This window comes from Exiguobacterium acetylicum, from assembly GCF_022170825.1.
Classification (GTDB): domain Bacteria; phylum Bacillota; class Bacilli; order Exiguobacteriales; family Exiguobacteriaceae; genus Exiguobacterium_A; species Exiguobacterium_A acetylicum_B.
This window is the reverse complement of record NZ_CP081878.1, coordinates 2767370-2786693: the sequence shown is the minus strand read 5'-3', so window position 1 is coordinate 2786693 and position 19324 is coordinate 2767370. Positions and strand designations below refer to the sequence as shown.

Sequence of the window (19324 nt, the reverse complement as noted above, 5' to 3'; positions counted from 1 at the left end):
TGATGGGAGCTGTCGAATATGTATACGATCGAACAAATCAAGGAAGTCATTCCGCACCGGTATCCATTTTTACTCGTTGACCGCATTCTCGAGGTCGAAGAGGGCAAACGGGCTGTCGGAATCAAGAACGTCACGGCGAACGAAGAATTCTTCAATGGCCATTTCCCAGAATACAATGTCATGCCTGGCGTTTTGATCGTCGAAGCACTCGCACAAGTCGGTGCGTTCGCCGTCTTAAAGATGGAAGAGAACCAAGGGAAGCTCGCCTTCTTCGCAGGAATTGAAGGATGCCGCTTCAAACGTCAAGTCGTTCCCGGGGATCAGCTCCGCCTCGAAGTCGAATTGACGAAGGTCCGTGGACCAATCGGTAAAGGTCGTGCCACAGCCACAGTCGATGGGGAAGTCGCCTGTGTCGCTGAACTGACGTTTGCTATGAAGTGAAGCGAACATGAAACGCTGGCTTCTCCCCCTCGCGATTTCCTTACTCGTCGTTCCTGGTTGTCAGCGCGCAGAACAAGCGAAGACCGCTTCCCCGACGGTCATCGTGGATCCTGTTAAGCGTGCAGGACAGACCGAGAACATTTCCGCGCAGGTCACACTGACGGAAAATGACCGGATGCGTCTCGTCATCCGGACAGCGAATGACATTCGACTCGATGACCAACAAGTCGATATCCGACTCGAAGTCGCCAACCAATCGATTCCGTTTCCGTTCGTCTCCTTCGAAGCGAAGAAGATGGGGGAAATCCGGACCTATACGTCCAATACGACGATCGAAAAAGAAGTCTTCGATGACCAACGTCTCCCGGTCCTCATCATTGATGCAGGAGCAGGTCGTGGGATCGAGATTCCGCTTGAGATCGTCAAATAAGACAGCATCGTGAGCTTCTAGCTCCATATGCTGTCTTATTTTTGTTTTGTTTCAAGTCATGAGGGTACAAAAACATATACAAAGGAGGAATCAATATGGATCACGCAGTACAGCAACGACTGACCGATTGTATTCTCGCTTGTAATCATTGTTTTGATGCCTGTCTGAATGAGAAACACGTCGGACATATGGCAGATTGTATTCGACTCGACCGCGATTGTGCTGATATTTGTAGCCTATTGCTACAAGCCATCGCTCGGAACAGCTCGAATGTCGCAGTCCTCGCAAAGGCATGCCAAGAAATCTGTGAGTCATGCGCTGCAGAGTGTAGAAAACATGATCATGACCACTGCCAAGCCTGTGCGAAAGCTTGTACGGAATGTGCAGAAGCGTGTCGTCAGCTTATCTAAAACCTTGTCCTTGGACGAGGTTTTTTGATTATAAAAAAATAGCAGGAATTCAAGATTTCTTCTGGTTATTTTTGGCGAATTTGTTTACTATTTAGGGAGGTAATATTAAATCACGATAGGAGCATACATACACTCATGAAAAAACTTAGCTTACTTTTGATGGCACTCGTTGTTGCATTTGGTCTGAAGTTACCAGTCTATGCGGAAACAGTCGAGTGGGACGTCACAGGAACGGGCACAGGTCCGTACACGTTGACGTTTGAAGGCACGGGCATCGTCGATATTACGTCTGAGACGGCACTCGTCTTTGAAGACGGCGTAACAGGTGAAGATGTCAATATCGAAGAGACTCCGGTTGTGACGTTCACCGCAGAGACGGCACCTGTCGTCAAGGTCGTCTCAGCAGATGGTCAGCGGACGATTCTCGTCGAATTCGGAAAAGTCGTCACACCTGACGAGCCGACGACAGAAGAACCAACTCCGGATACACCGGTAACAGACGAACCCGTCAAAGAAGACCCAGTAACAGAAGAACCTGTCACGGAAGAACCAACACCGGAAGAGCCTGTGAAGGAAGAACCGGTCACGGAAGAACCGACGACAGATGAGCCGGAAAAGGGCGATGACGCGACACCGACACCAGTCGAGACATCGACGACAGGAACGATCGAAGGCACGATCTGGTTTGATGAGAATGAAGATGGTATTCGCCAAGACAAGGAAACACGTCTCGATGATGTCCTCGTTTATTTGATGGACCGGAATGAAGATGTCATCGACGAAGCATATACGAAGAATGGACTCTACAGCTTCAAGGATTTAAAACCAGGGACATACGAAGTCGAAGTCGATGGATATGACATGGGCTACTACTTCTATTCTGAGCAAAACGTCGGTGACGACCGGACGATCGATTCCGATGTCGATGAAGACATGGGGATGAAGACCGTCCGTCTCGTCGCAGGTCAGACGGAAGTGGTTGATGCAGGGATTTATGGTGACGAAGAGCTCGATGGTATGTTCGAGCATTGGTTAGCAGTCGTCAATTTCTTTGATGCGAACGGCAACCAAAAACCAGATTATGACGAAGGAACAGTTCCTGCGACGTATACGGTGACGGATGCGATTACAGGAAAAGATGTCTATCAAGAAAAGATTTCAAAAGATGATTTGATGATGATCCAGCTCGATCCAGGAACGTACACGATCAAGACGGAAGTCGCAGAAGGCTACACAGTTAAAGCGATGCACCATCTTAACATGGATGCCTTGATGATGGATATGGACGAAGAAATGTATGAAGAGTATGAGTCATTCGCGCAACAAGCGAAAGCGATGAAATTGATGGCGAGTGACGAAGAAGCATTATCTCCGGAAGAGCAAGAAATGATTGATGAGTTGTTGAAGTACTTCGAGCGGAAATCACCAGAAGCGGGTGTGACGCTCGAAGAAGGCAGCCTCGGTAAGATCTTGCTCGCGGAAATCGCGAAAGCAGAACCGGTCGCGAAACCGACGCCAAAACCAACTCCAACGTCAACAGAAACACCTGTTCAAACAGTTGAATCGGCTGAAAAACAATCGACACCTTCAACAACAGCAACGGGTACGTTACCACAAGCAGGTGAAGACAAGCCGTTCCCATATGCAGCAACGGGAGCAGGACTTGCCATCGTCGGTCTTTGGTTACTCGTTCGTCGTGGTGCATAACGATTAGAGAGACCTTCTATAAGAAGGTCTCTTTTTTTTGATGTGTGTATCTTTTGACACACACGCACACATGTGTGTATATTGAAGGTACTACTAGAGGGAAAGAGGGATGACAATGTTAACGACAAAACAGATCAGTGAATTGTTGCGTGTCTCAGAAGAAACGGTCCGTCGCTGGATTCGGACGGGCGAATTGCATGCCGAACAGGACGGAAAAGGGTATCTCGTCGATGAACTAGCGCTCAAGCGCCTCGTCGATGAAAAGTCACAGATTCCAGGAACAGCGATGAATAAGATTCTCCCGCTCATTCAGGATATGTTTGGACCGGAAGCGGCTCAATTCGCGAAATCGAACCTGTTCGATCCACTCCGTCAATCGATGGAGCAAGCACCTCCAAAACCGGAAGCATCGAACGAGTCTCTCGCGGAAGAACTCGATCGCCTGAAACGCAAAAAACGTCGTCTCGAGCTCGAACACGAATTGAAGTTACTTGAAATCGAAGAAAAAATTGCGGTAATCGAACGCAAGGTCCAGTCTTAAACACGAAAAGCGATGTACTCCGTAACGCAAGGAGTCATCGCTTTTTTCGTTCATCTACATGAAAAACCCACTTCACGAGTCGGAAGGGGTTTTGTCGGTTGCTTGTTTCTTTTTACGGTACCAGTACCAGTAAGCAAGTCCCAGTCCAATCGGGATTGCAGCCAGGTACGGATTAGCTTCGATGAAGCTGATCATCTCAAAGAGCGCGAACCATCCACTAAGTAAACCGAGGATGAGTAAAATCGTCCGTAGTGCTTCGGGAAGCTTGCGGATCCGATACGCAATGAGACAGACGAGGCAAAAGATAATAATAGCCACGAGCATTCCTCCCATTCCCGTAATTCAGTATAGCGTATTCGAAAAGCTTTTTCGATGTTGAATGATGGGAAAAGATTTAAATCCGTTTCGAACAATCGAACCGTTTGACCTGTCATGATAGGTGAGCCCCTCGCGGACTCGCCTATTTTTGATGAAAAGGAGCAGATACATGGTCATTGATTATTTCGCAGTTTTACCGAGTGGGAAAAAAGGCGCACTAGAACCGCACTGTCTGACACAGGGAACGTGGTATCAGCGCGTCAACGAGGAATTGTTTCGAGCCATTCATTATGGAGCCGGCATCATTCGGATACGCGACAAGGGAGCGGAACTGCGGATTCCAATCGAGTTCGGATTTGGTTATGTCCTTCAGTATCTGCGCCAGTTCACGGAGGCGGAGCGACAGAGTGGACAAAAACGTCATGTTTTGCAACGGCAGCTCGATTGGATTGGTCGCGGATTACCGATTGAACTTAAACGACGCGGAACGAAGATTGAGATGTGGGCAGATGATGTCCATCGCTTACATCGTGAATCATTTCTTCGAGCAATTGAAAAAGCAGATCATTTCATCTCGTAAAAACAAAACTTTATTTTAATAAAATGAAAACAAAACAAAAAATCAATAAAATGTAAGCGTTTTCTTTAAAGGGGTGAATCCAAAAATTAATTTCCATGTACAGCCCATTTAAATATATTTAAAGTTACTACTATTCACCTATTTTTTACAAAAAATCTATTGTGGCGTCTTTCCTAGTTTTGTATATTTGACCTGTAGCATTCTTACCGATTCTTAAAAATGAAGTGGTAGAGTGTACAAATCTACGATGGAAACGGCTCTTTGGAGCGGTTTCAACAGTTTTCTTTAGTTCATCCCAGTCGGATACATAATGGCTCACGAATGAATCGTCTTGATGATAGACGAAAAGTCGCACGTGAAACAGAAAGTACTCCTCTTAAGACGACTAAAGAATTTTTTTGACTGTTATAAGTAAAATATTTCTATATTTTACTTATATTGTAGATTTTAAATTGGGATTATGCGCTTTTGATTTGTTTAGAAAAGAGGAGGAATAGTAAACATGGGTTATTCAAAGAAAACGAACAAATTGTACGCTGCTGCAGCTGCGCTTGCAGTCACAGCGTCTGTCGTAGCACCGGTTGCTGCTGATGCAGCATCAAAGGTCTCGGTTAAATACATCTCTCCAATCTTGATGAAACACGCAGGTGGTTCGAAATATGCAGTCAAGAAATTGACGCTTCCGTCGAAAGTCAAAGTCAAACTTTCAAACGGCAAGTACGAAATGCGCTCAGTCAAATGGAGCGGTTCAGTCAAATTCGAAAAGAAATACATCAACAAATACCAAGTTCTTTACGGTAAGGTAGCGGGTACGACGAAGAAAGCTGTTCTTAAAGTCGAACTTCAAAACTATCCAGTTGATGTCATTGAACCAGTCCTCGAGCCGGTCGCTGTTGGTGGAAAAGTTCAATTGCCAAGCACGATTAGCATCCAGTACAAATCAGGCATCATCGTTAAGCGTCCGATCAGTAAATTTAATCTTAAGACACCGTCTACCAAAAAATCAGGCAAATATAAATTGGCTTATTCTTATAAAGGTGCTAACTCTGTCGTGACAGGTTATATCAACTACGAAGTCAAATCAGCGAATATTTCAAATGTCATGGGAAGCGTCGATGATCAGATGCTTTCAGTCAAAGCAGACGTCATGTACCCGGCAGTAGGGGCAATGGCTGAACTCTTGATTTACCCAGGTAAAGACATGTCGGTAAAACCAATCATGGTTAAGGGAAAATTATCTAAGGGTAAATTCACGGCTATGAAGAATGGTATTCCAGAAGGAACACACAGCTATGTCGTGAAAATCGGAAATGTAAAATCATCTCCAATGAACTTTACGATTGCTAACACCGTCCTCACTTCAGCAAAAGCAATCGGTAAAGAGAAAGTCGAAGTATCGTTCTCACGTGCCGTTGATTCTGTAAAGGCAGATAACTTCAAAATTTCAGGAGCGACGGTTAAGTCAGCAAAACTCAGCCCAGACAAGAAGTCAGCGGTTCTTGAAGTCAGTGGTTTAGACTATGGCATGGACTATTCAGTTGATGTAAAAGGAATCATGGTCGGAGGCGTCTCTAAAAATCTTGGAGCGTTGAGTTTCATGACACAAAGTGTCGAAAATATCTGGATGCTCGAAGTGACACCGAAAGCTTCTTCGATCCTTGCAAACGGTGCAGATAACACGGAAGTTACATTCCAGTTGAAAAACAAAGCGACGGGTGAAGTCGATACGAAAGCCGACGATATCGTCTTGAAATTGTCGACATCGTTCGGTTCACTCGCGAAAGAACGCGTCACGATTCAAGATGGTAAAGCAACTGTTCTTTTGACTTCTGAGTTCAGTAACACAGATATTGAAGCGACAATTGATGCGCAAATCATTGAGACGGTCAATGGTGACTACAAGGACTTAATCGGAAAAATCGATGGGCAAGCGAAAGTCAAATTCAGCACAGTAATGGTTACCCCTAAACCGGTTGAATTAGTCAATGTCCTCGCAGCTGAATCGAACCAAGCGGATCGAGTGACGATTTTCCTTGATAAAGCAGTTTCTCGTGATCTTCTCTTAAAATCGTTCGGTCTTAATAAAAAGTTACCGACAGTCAAAGAGAGTGATTATCTTGCGAATGGAAACATTATCGTTGAGCAATTCGAGGACGCTAAACGTGTTATCGGTATCAAGTCTATCCCGTCAAATCCAAAAGCATTTGAATTGATTCTTGATAAAAAGACACCATTGCGCGATAACGCGATGGTCACAGTAAATGCTACGATCATCAGCAGTACAAATACAGAAATGAACTCGTCGGCGAGCTTCAAGTTGACGGACGCGCGTCAGCCAGAAGTCACTTCGGTCAAACCGGTCGGTCTGAATCAGCTAGAAGTGAAATTCTCAGAAGCCATTGATAGTGCAATGTTTAAAATCGATGGTCAATATGGCGGGGAATACTTCAAAGTAAAATACCTTGGATTTGATAACGAAACAGGTGTCGATCGTCGCGATACAGTCATCATTACTCTGAATGACGAAAAAATGATGATGGGAGCTGAGCCGGAAGAAGCTTATCCTGGACCGAAAAAAGGATACTTCACACCTGGTAAGCACTCACTCCAGATTTGGAACGCTATGGACTTCGCTGCACTTTCGGATGATGCAAATATCGGAACGACTCAAAACCTCGATTTCACAGTCGATGCTGATACAGTCAAACCGACTGCAGGAGTCGTTGTTGAGTCACCAGAACAATTCCGTATCATGTTCAGCAAAAAGTTGAAAGGTCTCGATCTCGATGAAGTTAAAGGACTGCTTGCTTCGAATAAGTTGAAACTTGAGCGTTACAACTCAAAAACAAAGTCATATGAGGACTTCAGCCAGTATGCTGACGTCACATATTATGATGATGAGACGGGCGAAGTCCTCCTCGAACTCAATAAGGACTGGACTGAAATCTACGATACAGTCAACACGAAAGAAAACTACTATAACGATAAGTTCAAAATTACGTTGGCGAAAGACTCTGTCAAAGCAACGGCAAACGGTGAGAAGAATGATAAGTTGACACTTGATCTTAATTATTCAGGTTCACCACTTAATTCGCCAGATCTGAAGAGTGCGGAAATTACGACAATTGATCGATACCTCTTAACAAATGACTTTACCGTCATGATGAATGAACCAGTGAAGTTGCGTGGCATGGATGAAGCTGATACACCACTCATTGGTGCTGAGGGTACGGTACTTCCACCTAAAACGACAGTTGAGTTTATCGGTAAAGACAAAGATGGAAAAACAGTTACAATTGATGGATCTGTCGTTGGTTATACGGATAGCTCAGATATGAACTTCCGTGTCAAAGCGAATGACAACCTTCAAAGTCTTGTCGATAATAACGGATACGGCGAAGCTTGGAAAGTTGTCGTCAAGTCACTTTCTGACGATGTCGGTAATACAGTTGCTACGGCGACTCATGACTTTAAAGTCACAAAAACACCAGTTGTTCCAGTGGCAACACCGTTCAAAATTGATAACGTTAAAGTTAAAGTCAAAGAAAACAAGGACGTTATCAAGATCCAATTCACGGAAGGTGTTCAGTATACAGGAATGTATGATGCGACGAACACTGCACAATATACGTTGAATGGAAAAAATCTTCCGGTGGGTACGAGCATCTCACTCGATGACTCGAATGATGAACCAAAAGATGGTCTTGATATCGTAAAAATCAAACTCCCAGAAGGGATGTTGAAAGATATTTCGAACGTCATTACGGTCAATAAAGATCTTCAGTCATATGATAATACTGAATTGACTGGTGGTTTTGAAAAAGTAGTTCTATTTGATAAGAACTAAGCCAAAAAAACCTTTTCACTGTCTTGGTGAAAAGGTTTTTTTATTTAAGTCAATAATTCATTAAATTCCACATAATACCATATAATCTGGGTATTGGTAAGAAAGACCTAGAAGGAGGAACGATGATGCGAAAATGGATAACAGGGAGCTTAGCGCTCGGTTTGATTTGTAGTACGATACCAGTCAATGCGTTTGAAAAGCAGGAGAAGATTCGTCCCGCGACATTAATGAAAGCAAAGGAAGTTCCGGTCTTCTCCAAACAATCCGGTAGTGCTTTGACAGGACGATTTGATTCGGATGGATTGGCGGTCTGGTATTTTGACGCGAAGAATTTCGTGGCAAAAGGAACACACTTCGAATTCGAGCTCGACTACGACACGTACGGAACGATGTTCGCCAGTAAAGCTGACGCGGAAGCAGGTCGCGTCTACAACCGCTATTACCAAGTCACAGGTGATACGCTCTACTTCCCACTCAGTTGGAGCGGACGACAATACTTAGTCCTCGAAGGTTACCCAGGCGATCGTTATTCTATTCCTGCCTATATCTCACGTTACGAACCGATCGAGGAATCGATGACAGCTGCTGTCAAAGCAGTCAAACCAGCACTACTCGTGCAGACGCGTCCCGGTGCGATGCGGGCACAATCCTTTGGTGCTTCGAAAGTCGAAGTGGTCGCGTCTGAGCTCCGAATCGAGCGACTCGTCTATGCTTCCTATGCGGAAGCTGAAGCAGCGCAACAAAAATTCGAACGCTCATCAGTTGTCGCGTTCGCAGAGTTCGATGCACCGATTCAAGCGTTCGGTGTCGATGCCTATCAAAAACATCAATGGTCGTTGCAGAACACGGGACAAAAGAAAGGGCTTAAAGGAGCGGACATCGGCTTCGTCGCCATGCAAAAACGCATCAAGGGTAAGAAGCTGTCTGCGACGAAAGTCGCGGTCCTCGACTCCGGCATTAATCCGACATATGCCGACTTCGCGGGCAAAGTCCGGATGGATCTCGGCTATGATTTTATCAATGGCGATAAGACGGCGTGGGATGATAACGGACACGGTTCACATGTCGCTGGTGTCATTGCGGCGGGAGGGAATAACACGTACGGGATGACTGGTATCAATCCGATGGTGACGTTGATTCCGATCAAGGTCCTCGATGAGTCGGGGGCTGGTTCAGTATCGGGACTTGTCAAAGGGATTCAGCACGCGACGAAACAAGGTGCCCGGGTCATCAACATGAGTCTCGGTGGCAGTTCTTCTTCGAAATCGATCGAGTCGGCATTAGCTGCGGCGGTCAAGAAGAACATCCTAATCGTCGCCGCTTCCGGGAACGAAGGACGCGGAACGATCGCGTATCCGGCCCGTTCGAAATATGTCGTATCGGTCGGTGCGACAGGGAGAAAGGATACAAAAGCGTCGTTCTCGAACTACGGAACGGGACTAGACCTCGTTGCTCCCGGTGTCTCGATCCCAAGTTATCTCGCAGATGGGGAGTTGCTATACGGTAGCGGCACCTCGATGGCGACGCCACACGTCGCGGGTGTCGCCAGTCTCTTGATCAGTCTGAAGCCGTCCTTAAAGGCAAGTAGTGTGGAAAGTATCCTCAAGAAATCAGCGAAGGATCTCGGTAAAAAAGGCTACGATACAAGCTACGGTGCCGGCCGTTTGAACGCCGATAACGCAGTCAAACTGATTCCTTAATGCAGTCAAGAAGTCCTGTGCGAACAGGGCTTCTTTTTTCAGTCAATTCATTGATTGATAGAGGTAAAAAGAACTAGGAAAATCAATTTTTTCCATTATAATGAAAAAGGATACAACGATAAGGAGTGAAAACAAATGAAAAAGATCATCGTCAGTGCCCTCCTCGTGAGTGCATTTAGTACATATACATGGGATACGACAGAAGCAGCGACAACGGCCAAAAAAGTCCCGGCAATCGAAGCAAAAACGAAGAAAGGCTACATCAAAGGAACGTTTGATGCGAGCGGTAAGGCCTTGTTCTATTTTGATACAAAGACCTACTTATCAGGTGGAACACACTTGAAGTTTGCTTTTGACGCTTCAAAAAAAGCGACCGTTTATACGTCGCAGACGGAATACAAACAAAAAGATCCGTATGCGCGGTATGCGAACAGCAAAGAGACGCTCTTTTTCCCACTGACTTGGAGTGGACGACAATACATCGAAGTGACGGGAGCGAAGAATAAAGCATTTACGATTCCCTATAAACTCGAACGTCTTGAACCAATCCGGGAATACGCAAAAAAATCAACGACAGCCGTACAAGCGACGAGTCTAGTCGTTCGTCTGAATGGGGCGATGAAAGCGAGTACCTTATCACAGACGTCACGCGCCACTCATCACGAAACAATCGACAGTACGTTACGTCTTGAAAAGTTCTCCTACAACAGCTTCATCCAAGCCATGTCAGCAAAACGACAACTTGAAAAAACGAAGGGAGTTCGGTACGTCGAACTCGATCAACCGATGAAGTTACTCAGCACTGATCCGTTTCAGTCCGTCCAGTGGGCGTTAAAAAACACGGGACAACGCGGAGGTGTCAAAGGAGCCGATATCGGCTATCAAGCGATGGTCAAACGGATTGCCAACAAGTCACGTTCGACCGTTCGCGTAGCGGTCATCGATACCGGCATCAATCCGACGTATGCGGATTTCGCCGGACGCGTCCGGATGGATCTCGGATACGATTTTGTTCATAAACGTCAGCTCGCCTATGACGATCATGGACACGGCACACATGTCGCGGGTGTGATTGCTGCAACATCGAACAACGGCTACGGGATGACGGGTATCAACGACCGGGCGAGCATCATTCCGATCAAAGTCATCTCGCGCAACAACTATGCGTCGAACTCGAACATTGCGAAAGGCATTCTGTTCGCCGTAAAACAAAAAGCAAAAGTTATCAACTTGAGTCTTGGCGGTGGTGGTGTCTCGCTGGCGATTGAAGATGCCTTAGCGGAAGCGCGCAAAAAAGGAATCTTCGTCGCAGTAGCAACCGGTAACGAAGGGACGTCGAAACTGTCCTATCCGGCACGTTCAAAATATACCTTCTCGGTCGGGGCGACGAACCGATCCGATAAACGAGCGTCGTTCTCAAACTATGGTCAAGGGCTTGATCTTGTGGCGCCGGGACAAGATATCGCGAGTTATCTGCAAGACGGCGAGTCCATCTTCTGGAGTGGCACGTCGATGGCGACACCGCATGTCGCAGGGGTCGCGAGTGTCCTCTACAGCTTGAAGCCAAGTATCAAGGTGACGGACGTTGAATCAATTCTTCGCAAGTCGGCGAAGGATCTTGGAAAGAAAGGTTACGACACGACGTATGGATACGGTCGCTTGAATGCCGAGCGTGCCGTTCAGCTCGTGAAATAAGGAGAGGGGTCAAGCGATGAAAGTACTGGGAAAAGTGATGGTGATCGTCCTTATTGCAATAACCGTTTTAGTTCCAGATGAAGCATCTGCAGCAACTAAAGAAGAAACCCGCTTAACAGAATTGTATAAGGACTTAAAGCATGGGATGACGATCGAGCAGGTCGCCACAACACTTTATGGAAAAGAAGCGAAAAAACACATTCGATATCGTAAAGCACAGCCGACGATTTTACGCTTACCGATCAATGACGAAACAGTCGAAGAAGGGCATAAGCAATTGATTCAAGTGATGGAAGATCGCTCCGTGAAGCAAGGTCCAAAACTTGCCCTGCATTTCATGACAAAGAAAAGAAGTAACATCTATCGATTGGTCATCAAAGCCGTTTTCATCGAACGGAAGTCAAAAACGGGGTATCGAGAAAGTACACGTCAGCTTAAAAAAGGTGCGAAACCAGAAAATGGGATGACGGAAAAACAGATTGATGCGATGCTCTCAGGTAAAGGATTAGGTCACTGGACGGCTGTTGCCAATATGAATACGACGTCGGGTTATTCGAAAGAAGAAGTTCGTCTAGATTTTCAAGAATTGTATCGGATGAAGACCTATGTATTTCCGACTACACAAAAAAATAAGTGGAAAGAAATCGATTTCGCCTACAGTCATGAACGAAAAAAGTTTGTCGTAGATAATATCCGTACAGTAGGACCGAACGATACGGCGCCGGAATTTTAATGAAGTGCCTATAGTGAACAATGAAAAACTAAAGCAAGCGGGAATGGAAAGTGAGTGGAACGGATGCAGAAATGGATCAAGGTGAGCATTGTCTGTTTGATGGCAATTAGCTTGCTCGGAAGTGGTGCGGTCTCGGCAGCAACAAAAGCCGAGACGATCGCCACAAAACAGTATCGTGCTTTAAAACCGGGGATGACGGTTGAACAAGTCGCAAAAGTCCTCTATGGAAAGACTTATAAGAAGCAGTTGAAGATGAAAAATGGTTCACAAGTCTTACGATTGAGCACAGAAATCAAGATGGAGGAATGGGATCGGAACGTCCTTCTCTATGATCTCGTGAATCGAAAAGTTGAATTCCCGTCAGCAATCGGTGTCCTGATGTTCATGACGGAGACAGGTGGAACGAAGTACCGGCTGACGATGAAACAAATGGAGTTCAAGCGTGACACCGCAGCCGGATTCCGGACGAGTGATCGCAAACTGATCAAGGGCGCGAAGATCAAAAACGGAATGACGGAACAACAAGTCGATCGAGTACTGACGGGAAAAGGGCTCGGAACATTCGGAACACTCGGTCACGTCGATACGACATCCGTCCTTCGAAAAAAAGAAGTCAAAGCAGGAAAAGCAACGATCATTCATACGAAATCATACGTTTTTCCGACTGCAACAAACAAATGGCAATACATCTTTTTCATCTATGACATGAAAAAGAAAGCGTATCGTGTCGAAGATCATAGTCAGTATTAAAAAGGAGAGTAGAGTATGAATACGACATTCATGAAAATCACAGTGGCGACAATCATCGCGGGATCAACACTTTTTAGTGGAACAGCTTCGGCAGCGACGAAGGTTGAGACAGTAGCTACAAATCAATATACGGCACTAAAAGCAGGTATGACGATGGAGCAAGTCGCAAAAGTCTTATACGGCAAAGACTACAAAAAACATTTAACGACAAAAAGCGGTTCACAAGTATTGAAGACGAAAGAAGAGTTTAAGGACGTTGAAGATAAGCGCAAGGAAATTTATTACGAAATCTATGATCGGAAAGCAAAGATTCCTCCGACCTTGATGTCGCTCGGTTTCATGACGAAAAAGAACGATTCCGTGTATCGTCTTATTTCGAAACAAGTCGAAATGGGACGGAATACATATTCCGAATACCGAGAGAGTACACGGAAGTTAAACACGGGCGCTAAAATCAAGAGGGGAATGACGGAGAAACAACTCGATGGTGTGCTCTCGGAGTCTGGTCTTGGGGAATGGGCTGGATTGCTTGAGGAAGATGCACGAAGCGTCTTCAGTGCGAAAGAAATCAAAGACTATGAGATTGAAGCGTTTAAAGGAAAATTGTATGTCTTCCAAAAATCGACGAAATCACGTGTTTACGTTGAGATGAGTTATGACACGAAAAAGAAAGCCTACGTTATTGAAAATCACGAGACATTCTAAAAAGGGGATAGGAACATGAAAATGACATTCACAAAAGTTGCCTTAGCAACAGTAATCGCAGGAACGACTCTATTCGGAGGCGTAGCGTCTGCTGCGACAAAAGACGAAACGAAAGCAACAGATCGTTATACAGCGTTAAAAGCTGGGATGACGATTGAACAAGCAGCAAAGGTCATCTATGGAAAAGACTATAAGAAGCAGCTGACGAAAAAGAACGGCTCGACGGTTTTAAAGAAAAAAGCAGATTCTACAAGTACTACGAATGGGCAGAAGGCGACATTCTATACATTTGTCAATGAGAAAACCTATATGGATACGACAGGCTTGATGTTCATGACGAAGAAGAAAAGTTCTATCTATCGTCTGACAAGCAAAACGGTCAGTCTGTTACGTTTTGATTCGGCTACAGGGTTCAGGGAGAGTAAAATGAAGCTGATGAAGGGGAAGAAAATTAAAAACGGCATGACAGAAAAGCAATTGGATAGTATTTTGTCTGGAAAAGGATTAGGGGAATGGACGAGTTTGACGACTGTTGATTGGACACCCGTTCAAACGAAACAAGAACTTGATTTAGGATTAGGTATTAAAGGATATACAAAATGGTATGTTTTCCCGACGTCAACGAGTCAACGGAAATATGTCATCATGGACTATGATTTCAAGAAAAAAACCTATAAAGTAGCTAGTCAAACATCTCTTTAATTGATAAAAGAGCTTATCTAGACGATGAGCTCTTTTTTCATCTTTTCCCGTTTTTGACAAATTACTCAAAAAAATCGTTATAATGAGTTGTAATTTTGTATAATAAATCCGATAGTTGTACGAAGCAAAGTAGAGAAAGGGATGGAAACATTTGGAACGAGTAAAGAAAAAACGTAAGGTGAAAAAACGCTGGACCCCATTAAAGATTATGCTGTTAATCGCACTTGTTCTTGTTGTCGGTATTGGCGGGTTCATTGGTTATACATATTATCAAGTCGACCAGACCGTGAAGAAAATCCAATCTCCAGTCAAAAATACAGGGGATAAAATCGTCGACGAGCAAAAACCGGTATCCGTCTTACTGTTAGGTGTCGATCAGCGACCAGGAGAACGAGGACGTAGTGACTCGATCATGATCATGACGTTGAATCCGACGCGAAACGAAAGTCGTTTGATTAGTATTCCTCGTGACACGAAGGTCGATATCGTCGGTCACGGAACGAACGATAAAATCAACCATGCCTATTCATTCGGGGGACCGGAAATGGCAATCAAGACAGTCGAAAAATTCCTCAATATTCCGATTAACTACTACGCGGAAATCAATATGCAAGGATTCACTTCACTGGTTGATGCAGTCGGTGGGGTAACCGTTAATAACGATCTTGATTTTAAAGTAGGTGGGACGCACTTCCCAGTTGGTAAGATTAATCTTGATGGTGATTCAGCTTTAAAATTCACACGGATGCGTTACGAAGATCCACGTGGTGACTTCGGTCGTCAAATGCGTCAGCGGGAAGTCATCGCTCAAGTTGCTAACAAACTGTCATCTGATGTATCAGTTAGTAACTTCAATGCCATCATGGATGTCGTCGGTAAAAATGCACAAACAAACGTTTCGTTCAAACCGATGCGTACACTTGCATTTGATTACATGGATGCTTTCCGTAATCAAAAGAATCTAAAGCTTGAAGGCGCAGGTGGTAAAGAAGGAGACGGAATCTACTACTGGCACCCGACAGATGATTCTCTTAAAGAGACACAAACGGCACTTCGTTATTCACTTGACCTCGAGTAAACACAAAAAGCACCGGATCCTAACGGATCCGGTGCTTTTGATTTAGAAAGATTGTTCTGCCAGACGGACACGGCTGACCGTACCATCCTTTGCGAATCGCTGTAGGCGATAGGAATTGCTTGTGACAAGTCCGGTTGTATCTGTTTCGAGTTGTAGGGGAGCGAGAGTAGCTAACTGATCATTCGTAATCGATGTGTCTGTCCAATCAATCGCGACGACCCGATTTTGATCAAGAATGAAAAAATGTGTAGCGTAGAAAAGATAAGAATGTACATCGTCCTGGTATGTCCGGTTCGGTGGACCAAAAGAAGCCGTGAGGTCTTCACTCGATTTTCCCATCAGGTCCGTGATTGATCCTTCGGCGAATTGAGTATTTAAATTATTCGTTACCCATGATACTAATGCTTCGTCTGTAATCGGATCACCCGTTAACTTCGTTGTCGTCTCAGCTGTTTTAACATAACCAGATAATTGATCTGTCACTTTTACTTGAATGTTACCGTCTAATTTCTTCACGATCGGATACTGATCGCCAAAATCTGCTTCATACAAGACGGTCGTCATGCTTTCATCTGTATAAATATTGCTGTTTCGTTGATTAATGTATAGCGAAGTCGCCTCTTCTGTTGGAGTTGCTTTTTCTTTTTTCTTTTGTTTTGTCTCGGATTTATTGACAGTGACAGGCTGTTCGACAGTCGATTCAGGAGTTGACTTCGATGCGACGAAATAATTAGAGTACACGTATGTACCAGTAGCGCCAAGTAAGAAACAAAGAAGAAGTAACACGAGCCATCCCCAAGGAATTCTCTTCTTAGTATGAGAAATATTCGAATCATCACGTTTTCGTCGAGCTGACGGTTCACGATAACTGCGTGACAGAGTCGGCAGTGGTTCTTCTGTTTCAGCGATTACGGGACCATCTTCTTCAAGGATGGGGCGAGAGACGAGCAAAGCTAAAAAGTCAGCGAGCACCTCGTGATGTTTTCCTTGCAGAAAAGCATTCCATTCCGCTGCAGTGACGGTATCTTCCTCAAATGGGACAAGAGGAGCACTACCTGTCAATCGGATCATCGTATCTGTCAACGATTCAGTTGAAGAAAGACTTGATTGAATTCGCTGATGCAAGCGAGAAATGTCTTCTTGTGAATGAGATGTATAGTACTGGAGTACTTGTAGTGAACGATGCATAAAAACGATTCCTCCTGTGTATGGATAGGGAAATGAATGAAAATAATAACAATCCACTTTTCATTATACGCAAACTTATAAAAAAACATATGGAATTTCTTAAAAAAAAATCAACCATTTCCCATTTATTTGTTATACTATTTTCTAGTTGATGAAAAATAGCCAGTGAATTAGAAAAATAAAGGAGAATTATCAAGCCATGAATGAAACGATTAGTTTACAAGAGTTGTTTTCGATTTTACGGAAATCGTTTTGGCGTATCCTTGCGCTAACGATTGTTGCTGCAGTCATTTCGTTTGCAGTCAGTACTTTTTTAGTCGATCCAACGTATCAAGCAGGTACACAAATCCTTGTCACACCGAAAAAACAGGAAAATGAAGTCATCGACGCCTCACAAGTCCAGTCGTCTGTCACATTAGTCAATACATACCGGGTCATCATCAAAAGTCCCGCTATTCTAGAGAAGGTTCAAAAAGAAGTCTCAAACGCTCCAACCAATCTAACGACATTGAATAACATGATCACGGTCGAAAGTGAACAAAACTCTCAGGTCATCAACGTTTCTGTTCAAAGTACGGATGCGGCATTAGCATCGAATATCGCGAACTCAATCGCGAATGTGTTCAGTGAAGATATTCCAGAATTAATGAACGTCGATAACGTTAAAGTCCTTTCGGTATCTGGTATTCCAACGACACCGGTCAGCCCGAATATTCTTTTGAATACAGCGATTGCTGCTGTCGTCGGATTTTTACTTGGTGTAGGTCTTGCGTTCCTGCGTGAAGTACTGGATCGTCGTATTCGGACAGAAGAGCAAGTTCAACAAATCCTCGATCTCCCGGTCCTTGGGAGTATCCCGGATATCGATAGTAAGATTTTCAAGACTTCAGCAAAAAAGGCAAGTAAGCGAGAGGTGGTCAAACAGTATGGCTAAGAAAAACAACAAGATGAATAAAGACGCGCGAAAGCTGATTACTGTTACACAGCCAAAGTCTCCTGTAGCCGAGCAATACCGAACGATTCGCACGAACATCGAGTTCATGGCAGTCGATCAGGAAATTCAAGCAATTCTCGTCACGTCTGCGACGCAAAGCGAAGGGAAATCGACGACTGCTTCGAACTTAGCGGTCGCTTATGCCCAGCAAGGTAAAAAAGTCTTGATCATTGATACGGACATGCGTCGTCCGACAGTTCATTACACGTTCAAGGTAGCAAATGGACTAGGGCTTTCTAGTCTGCTAACGCGCCAAGCGGAAAAAGACAAGGCGATTTTACCGACAAAAATTGAGAATCTGTCGATCCTGACAGCAGGTCCGATTCCACCGAACCCGGCTGAATTATTATCTTCACGAGCAATGGAACATCTCGTTTCACAGCTACGAGAGGAATTCGAGATCATCATCTTCGATGCACCACCTTTATTACAGGTGGCGGATAGCCGTATTACATCGAAGCTGACAGATGGTGTCGTTCTAGTCGTTGGTTGTACGACATCAGATCGCCAACGCGTTCTGAAAGCAAAAGAACAACTGGAACTAGCGGAAGCTAAAATTCTGGGCGTCGTATTAAATCGCCGCGAACTGACGGATGATTCGGCATATCAATACTACTATTCCTATGAGTGAGGGAACTAATCATGATTGACGTACATTGTCATATACTGCCTCTTGTCGATGATGGTCCAGCGAGTGTCGAACATGCACTTCAACTCGCAGAACAAGCTGTCGAAGAGGGTATTACGCGTATTATCGCGACACCGCATCTCTATCATCCTCAATTTGAGACAGAAGATGTCGATGTCAAGTTGACTGTCAATGAATTCAATGTGTTATTAAATCAACGCAACATTCCGTTAACTGTCTATCCAGGTCATGAGATTCGATTGATTGGTGAGTTGATGGAAGAGCTGGAGGCAGGGAAAGCCTTGCCTCTCTCAGGTTCGCGTTATCTGTTGATTGAGTTTCCGTCAACAGGAATTCCGTCGTATGCTCGACAGGTATTCGCAGAATTGATTTCAGATGGTTTTGTACCGATCATTGCGCATCCGGAGAAAAACAAAGCAATCATTCAAAATCCGTCTTTATTGTTTGAGCTTGTTTCTAACGGCGCAATCAGCCAAGTGACATGTGCAAGCTTGGTCGGTAAATACGGAAAAGATGTCCAACGATTTGCAGTTGCTCTACTCGAAAATGGATTAGCGCACCTTGTTGCTTCAGACGCCCATCATATCGAGAAGCGCCCATTCTATTGGAAGCAGTGTGAAACGTATCTCGAGAAGACGCTAGATGATTGGTTATTTGAAGAGATCTATGAAAACAATGAAGCGGTATTCTTAAATCAAATGGTTACCATTAATCCACCAAGTCCAATCGAAAAGAATTGGAAAGGGCACTGGAAGTAACATTAAGACTTGTAAAGAATAGAGAAGAGAGTGAATTAACACTCTCTTTTTTCTATGTTAACGCTTACATTATGAATATATGGAAAAGTTTATGGAAT

19 protein-coding genes are annotated in these 19324 nt (G+C 44.5%); 17 read left to right on the top strand and 2 right to left on the bottom strand.

What is annotated here, in order from left to right:
• Window positions 1–18 precede the first annotated feature (18 nt).
• From fabZ to K6T22_RS14460, 5 genes are all read left to right on the top strand, one after another.
• Window positions 19–441: a 3-hydroxyacyl-ACP dehydratase FabZ gene (gene fabZ / locus K6T22_RS14480; RefSeq protein ID WP_029342716.1), complete on the top strand. Its 423-nt coding sequence runs from the start codon at window positions 19–21 to the stop codon at window positions 439–441.
• Between the two features lie 7 nt (window positions 442–448).
• A complete protein-coding gene (locus tag K6T22_RS14475; protein ID WP_029342715.1) occupies window positions 449–871 on the top strand; it encodes a hypothetical protein in 423 nt (140 codons plus the stop codon).
• Between the two features lie 95 nt (window positions 872–966).
• The gene (locus K6T22_RS14470) at window positions 967–1281 is read left to right on the top strand and encodes a four-helix bundle copper-binding protein (protein WP_238237969.1); all 315 of its coding nucleotides are present in this window, start codon (window positions 967–969) and stop codon (window positions 1279–1281) included.
• Window positions 1282–1416: 135 nt separating this feature from the next.
• Window positions 1417–2988: an SdrD B-like domain-containing protein gene (locus K6T22_RS14465; protein ID WP_238237967.1), complete on the top strand. Its 1572-nt coding sequence runs from the start codon at window positions 1417–1419 to the stop codon at window positions 2986–2988.
• Window positions 2989–3103: 115 nt separating this feature from the next.
• Window positions 3104–3529 carry a helix-turn-helix domain-containing protein gene (locus tag K6T22_RS14460; RefSeq protein WP_238237965.1) on the top strand — a complete coding sequence of 142 codons (426 nt, stop codon included), beginning with the start codon at window positions 3104–3106 and terminating at the stop codon, window positions 3527–3529.
• A 72-nt stretch (window positions 3530–3601) separates the two neighbouring features.
• Here K6T22_RS14460 and K6T22_RS14455 read toward each other — a convergent pair whose 3' ends face one another.
• Window positions 3602–3853, bottom strand: coding sequence for a hypothetical protein (locus K6T22_RS14455; protein ID WP_235609842.1), 252 nt, complete (start codon window positions 3851–3853; stop codon window positions 3602–3604).
• 163 nt (window positions 3854–4016) lie between these two features.
• Here K6T22_RS14455 and K6T22_RS14450 point away from each other — a divergent pair, with 163 nt between their 5' ends.
• The 9 genes from K6T22_RS14450 to K6T22_RS14410 all read left to right on the top strand — a co-directional run bounded on the left by K6T22_RS14450 (window position 4017) and on the right by K6T22_RS14410 (window position 15637).
• Entirely contained in the window at window positions 4017–4427 is a 411-nt protein-coding gene (locus K6T22_RS14450; protein ID WP_238237964.1) for a hypothetical protein, read from the top strand.
• A gap of 502 nt (window positions 4428–4929) precedes the next feature.
• Complete coding sequence (locus K6T22_RS14445) at window positions 4930–8274, top strand: hypothetical protein (RefSeq protein WP_238237962.1); 3345 nt, start codon at window positions 4930–4932, stop codon at window positions 8272–8274.
• A 125-nt stretch (window positions 8275–8399) separates the two neighbouring features.
• Window positions 8400–9974 (top strand): S8 family peptidase, encoded by a 1575-nt coding sequence (locus tag K6T22_RS14440; protein ID WP_238237960.1) that lies wholly within the window; start codon window positions 8400–8402, stop codon window positions 9972–9974.
• Window positions 9975–10109: 135 nt separating this feature from the next.
• Window positions 10110–11669, top strand: coding sequence for a S8 family peptidase (locus tag K6T22_RS14435; protein WP_238237958.1), 1560 nt, complete (start codon window positions 10110–10112; stop codon window positions 11667–11669).
• Window positions 11670–11685: 16 nt separating this feature from the next.
• A complete protein-coding gene (locus K6T22_RS14430) occupies window positions 11686–12402 on the top strand; it encodes a hypothetical protein (RefSeq protein WP_238237956.1) in 717 nt (238 codons plus the stop codon).
• Between the two features lie 63 nt (window positions 12403–12465).
• Window positions 12466–13152, top strand: a complete 687-nt coding sequence (locus tag K6T22_RS14425) for a hypothetical protein (RefSeq protein ID WP_238237955.1) — start codon at window positions 12466–12468, stop codon at window positions 13150–13152.
• A gap of 15 nt (window positions 13153–13167) precedes the next feature.
• A complete protein-coding gene (locus K6T22_RS14420) occupies window positions 13168–13857 on the top strand; it encodes a hypothetical protein (RefSeq protein ID WP_238237953.1) in 690 nt (229 codons plus the stop codon).
• Between the two features lie 15 nt (window positions 13858–13872).
• Window positions 13873–14559 carry a hypothetical protein gene (locus K6T22_RS14415; protein WP_238237952.1) on the top strand — a complete coding sequence of 229 codons (687 nt, stop codon included), beginning with the start codon at window positions 13873–13875 and terminating at the stop codon, window positions 14557–14559.
• A gap of 151 nt (window positions 14560–14710) precedes the next feature.
• On the top strand, window positions 14711–15637 hold the full coding sequence (locus K6T22_RS14410; RefSeq protein ID WP_238237950.1) for an LCP family glycopolymer transferase: 927 nt from the start codon (window positions 14711–14713) through the stop codon (window positions 15635–15637).
• Between the two features lie 42 nt (window positions 15638–15679).
• On the opposite strand, the gene K6T22_RS14405 is transcribed toward K6T22_RS14410, so the two are convergent.
• Window positions 15680–16825: a hypothetical protein gene (locus K6T22_RS14405; protein WP_238237948.1), complete on the bottom strand. Its 1146-nt coding sequence runs from the start codon at window positions 16823–16825 to the stop codon at window positions 15680–15682.
• A gap of 199 nt (window positions 16826–17024) precedes the next feature.
• On the opposite strand from K6T22_RS14405, the gene K6T22_RS14400 reads away from it, so the two are divergent.
• Genes K6T22_RS14400 through K6T22_RS14390 form a run of 3 tightly spaced genes read left to right on the top strand, consistent with a single transcriptional unit; the run spans window position 17025 to window position 19226 of the window.
• Window positions 17025–17759, top strand: a complete 735-nt coding sequence (locus tag K6T22_RS14400) for a YveK family protein (protein WP_056064290.1) — start codon at window positions 17025–17027, stop codon at window positions 17757–17759.
• The gene (locus tag K6T22_RS14395) at window positions 17752–18450 is read left to right on the top strand and encodes a CpsD/CapB family tyrosine-protein kinase (RefSeq protein WP_056064294.1); all 699 of its coding nucleotides are present in this window, start codon (window positions 17752–17754) and stop codon (window positions 18448–18450) included. Before K6T22_RS14400 ends, K6T22_RS14395 begins: the two co-directional genes overlap by 8 nt.
• An 11-nt stretch (window positions 18451–18461) precedes the next feature.
• Complete coding sequence (locus tag K6T22_RS14390; protein ID WP_056064297.1) at window positions 18462–19226, top strand: tyrosine-protein phosphatase; 765 nt, start codon at window positions 18462–18464, stop codon at window positions 19224–19226.
• Window positions 19227–19324: the final 98 nt, after the last annotated feature.

Coding starts and splice junctions, on each gene's coding strand:
- fabZ (WP_029342716.1), top strand. CDS start 19: ATGTATACGATCGAACAAATCAAGGAAGTCATTCCGCACCGGTATCCA.
- K6T22_RS14475 (WP_029342715.1), top strand. CDS start 449: ATGAAACGCTGGCTTCTCCCCCTCGCGATTTCCTTACTCGTCGTTCCT.
- K6T22_RS14470 (WP_238237969.1), top strand. CDS start 967: ATGGATCACGCAGTACAGCAACGACTGACCGATTGTATTCTCGCTTGT.
- K6T22_RS14465 (WP_238237967.1), top strand. CDS start 1,417: ATGAAAAAACTTAGCTTACTTTTGATGGCACTCGTTGTTGCATTTGGT.
- K6T22_RS14460 (WP_238237965.1), top strand. CDS start 3,104: ATGTTAACGACAAAACAGATCAGTGAATTGTTGCGTGTCTCAGAAGAA.
- K6T22_RS14455 (WP_235609842.1), bottom strand. CDS start 3,853: ATGCTCGTGGCTATTATTATCTTTTGCCTCGTCTGTCTCATTGCGTAT.
- K6T22_RS14450 (WP_238237964.1), top strand. CDS start 4,017: ATGGTCATTGATTATTTCGCAGTTTTACCGAGTGGGAAAAAAGGCGCA.
- K6T22_RS14445 (WP_238237962.1), top strand. CDS start 4,930: ATGGGTTATTCAAAGAAAACGAACAAATTGTACGCTGCTGCAGCTGCG.
- K6T22_RS14440 (WP_238237960.1), top strand. CDS start 8,400: ATGCGAAAATGGATAACAGGGAGCTTAGCGCTCGGTTTGATTTGTAGT.
- K6T22_RS14435 (WP_238237958.1), top strand. CDS start 10,110: ATGAAAAAGATCATCGTCAGTGCCCTCCTCGTGAGTGCATTTAGTACA.
- K6T22_RS14430 (WP_238237956.1), top strand. CDS start 11,686: ATGAAAGTACTGGGAAAAGTGATGGTGATCGTCCTTATTGCAATAACC.
- K6T22_RS14425 (WP_238237955.1), top strand. CDS start 12,466: ATGCAGAAATGGATCAAGGTGAGCATTGTCTGTTTGATGGCAATTAGC.
- K6T22_RS14420 (WP_238237953.1), top strand. CDS start 13,168: ATGAATACGACATTCATGAAAATCACAGTGGCGACAATCATCGCGGGA.
- K6T22_RS14415 (WP_238237952.1), top strand. CDS start 13,873: ATGAAAATGACATTCACAAAAGTTGCCTTAGCAACAGTAATCGCAGGA.
- K6T22_RS14405 (WP_238237948.1), bottom strand. CDS start 16,825: ATGCATCGTTCACTACAAGTACTCCAGTACTATACATCTCATTCACAA.
- K6T22_RS14400 (WP_056064290.1), top strand. CDS start 17,025: ATGAATGAAACGATTAGTTTACAAGAGTTGTTTTCGATTTTACGGAAA.
- K6T22_RS14395 (WP_056064294.1), top strand. CDS start 17,752: ATGGCTAAGAAAAACAACAAGATGAATAAAGACGCGCGAAAGCTGATT.
- K6T22_RS14390 (WP_056064297.1), top strand. CDS start 18,462: ATGATTGACGTACATTGTCATATACTGCCTCTTGTCGATGATGGTCCA.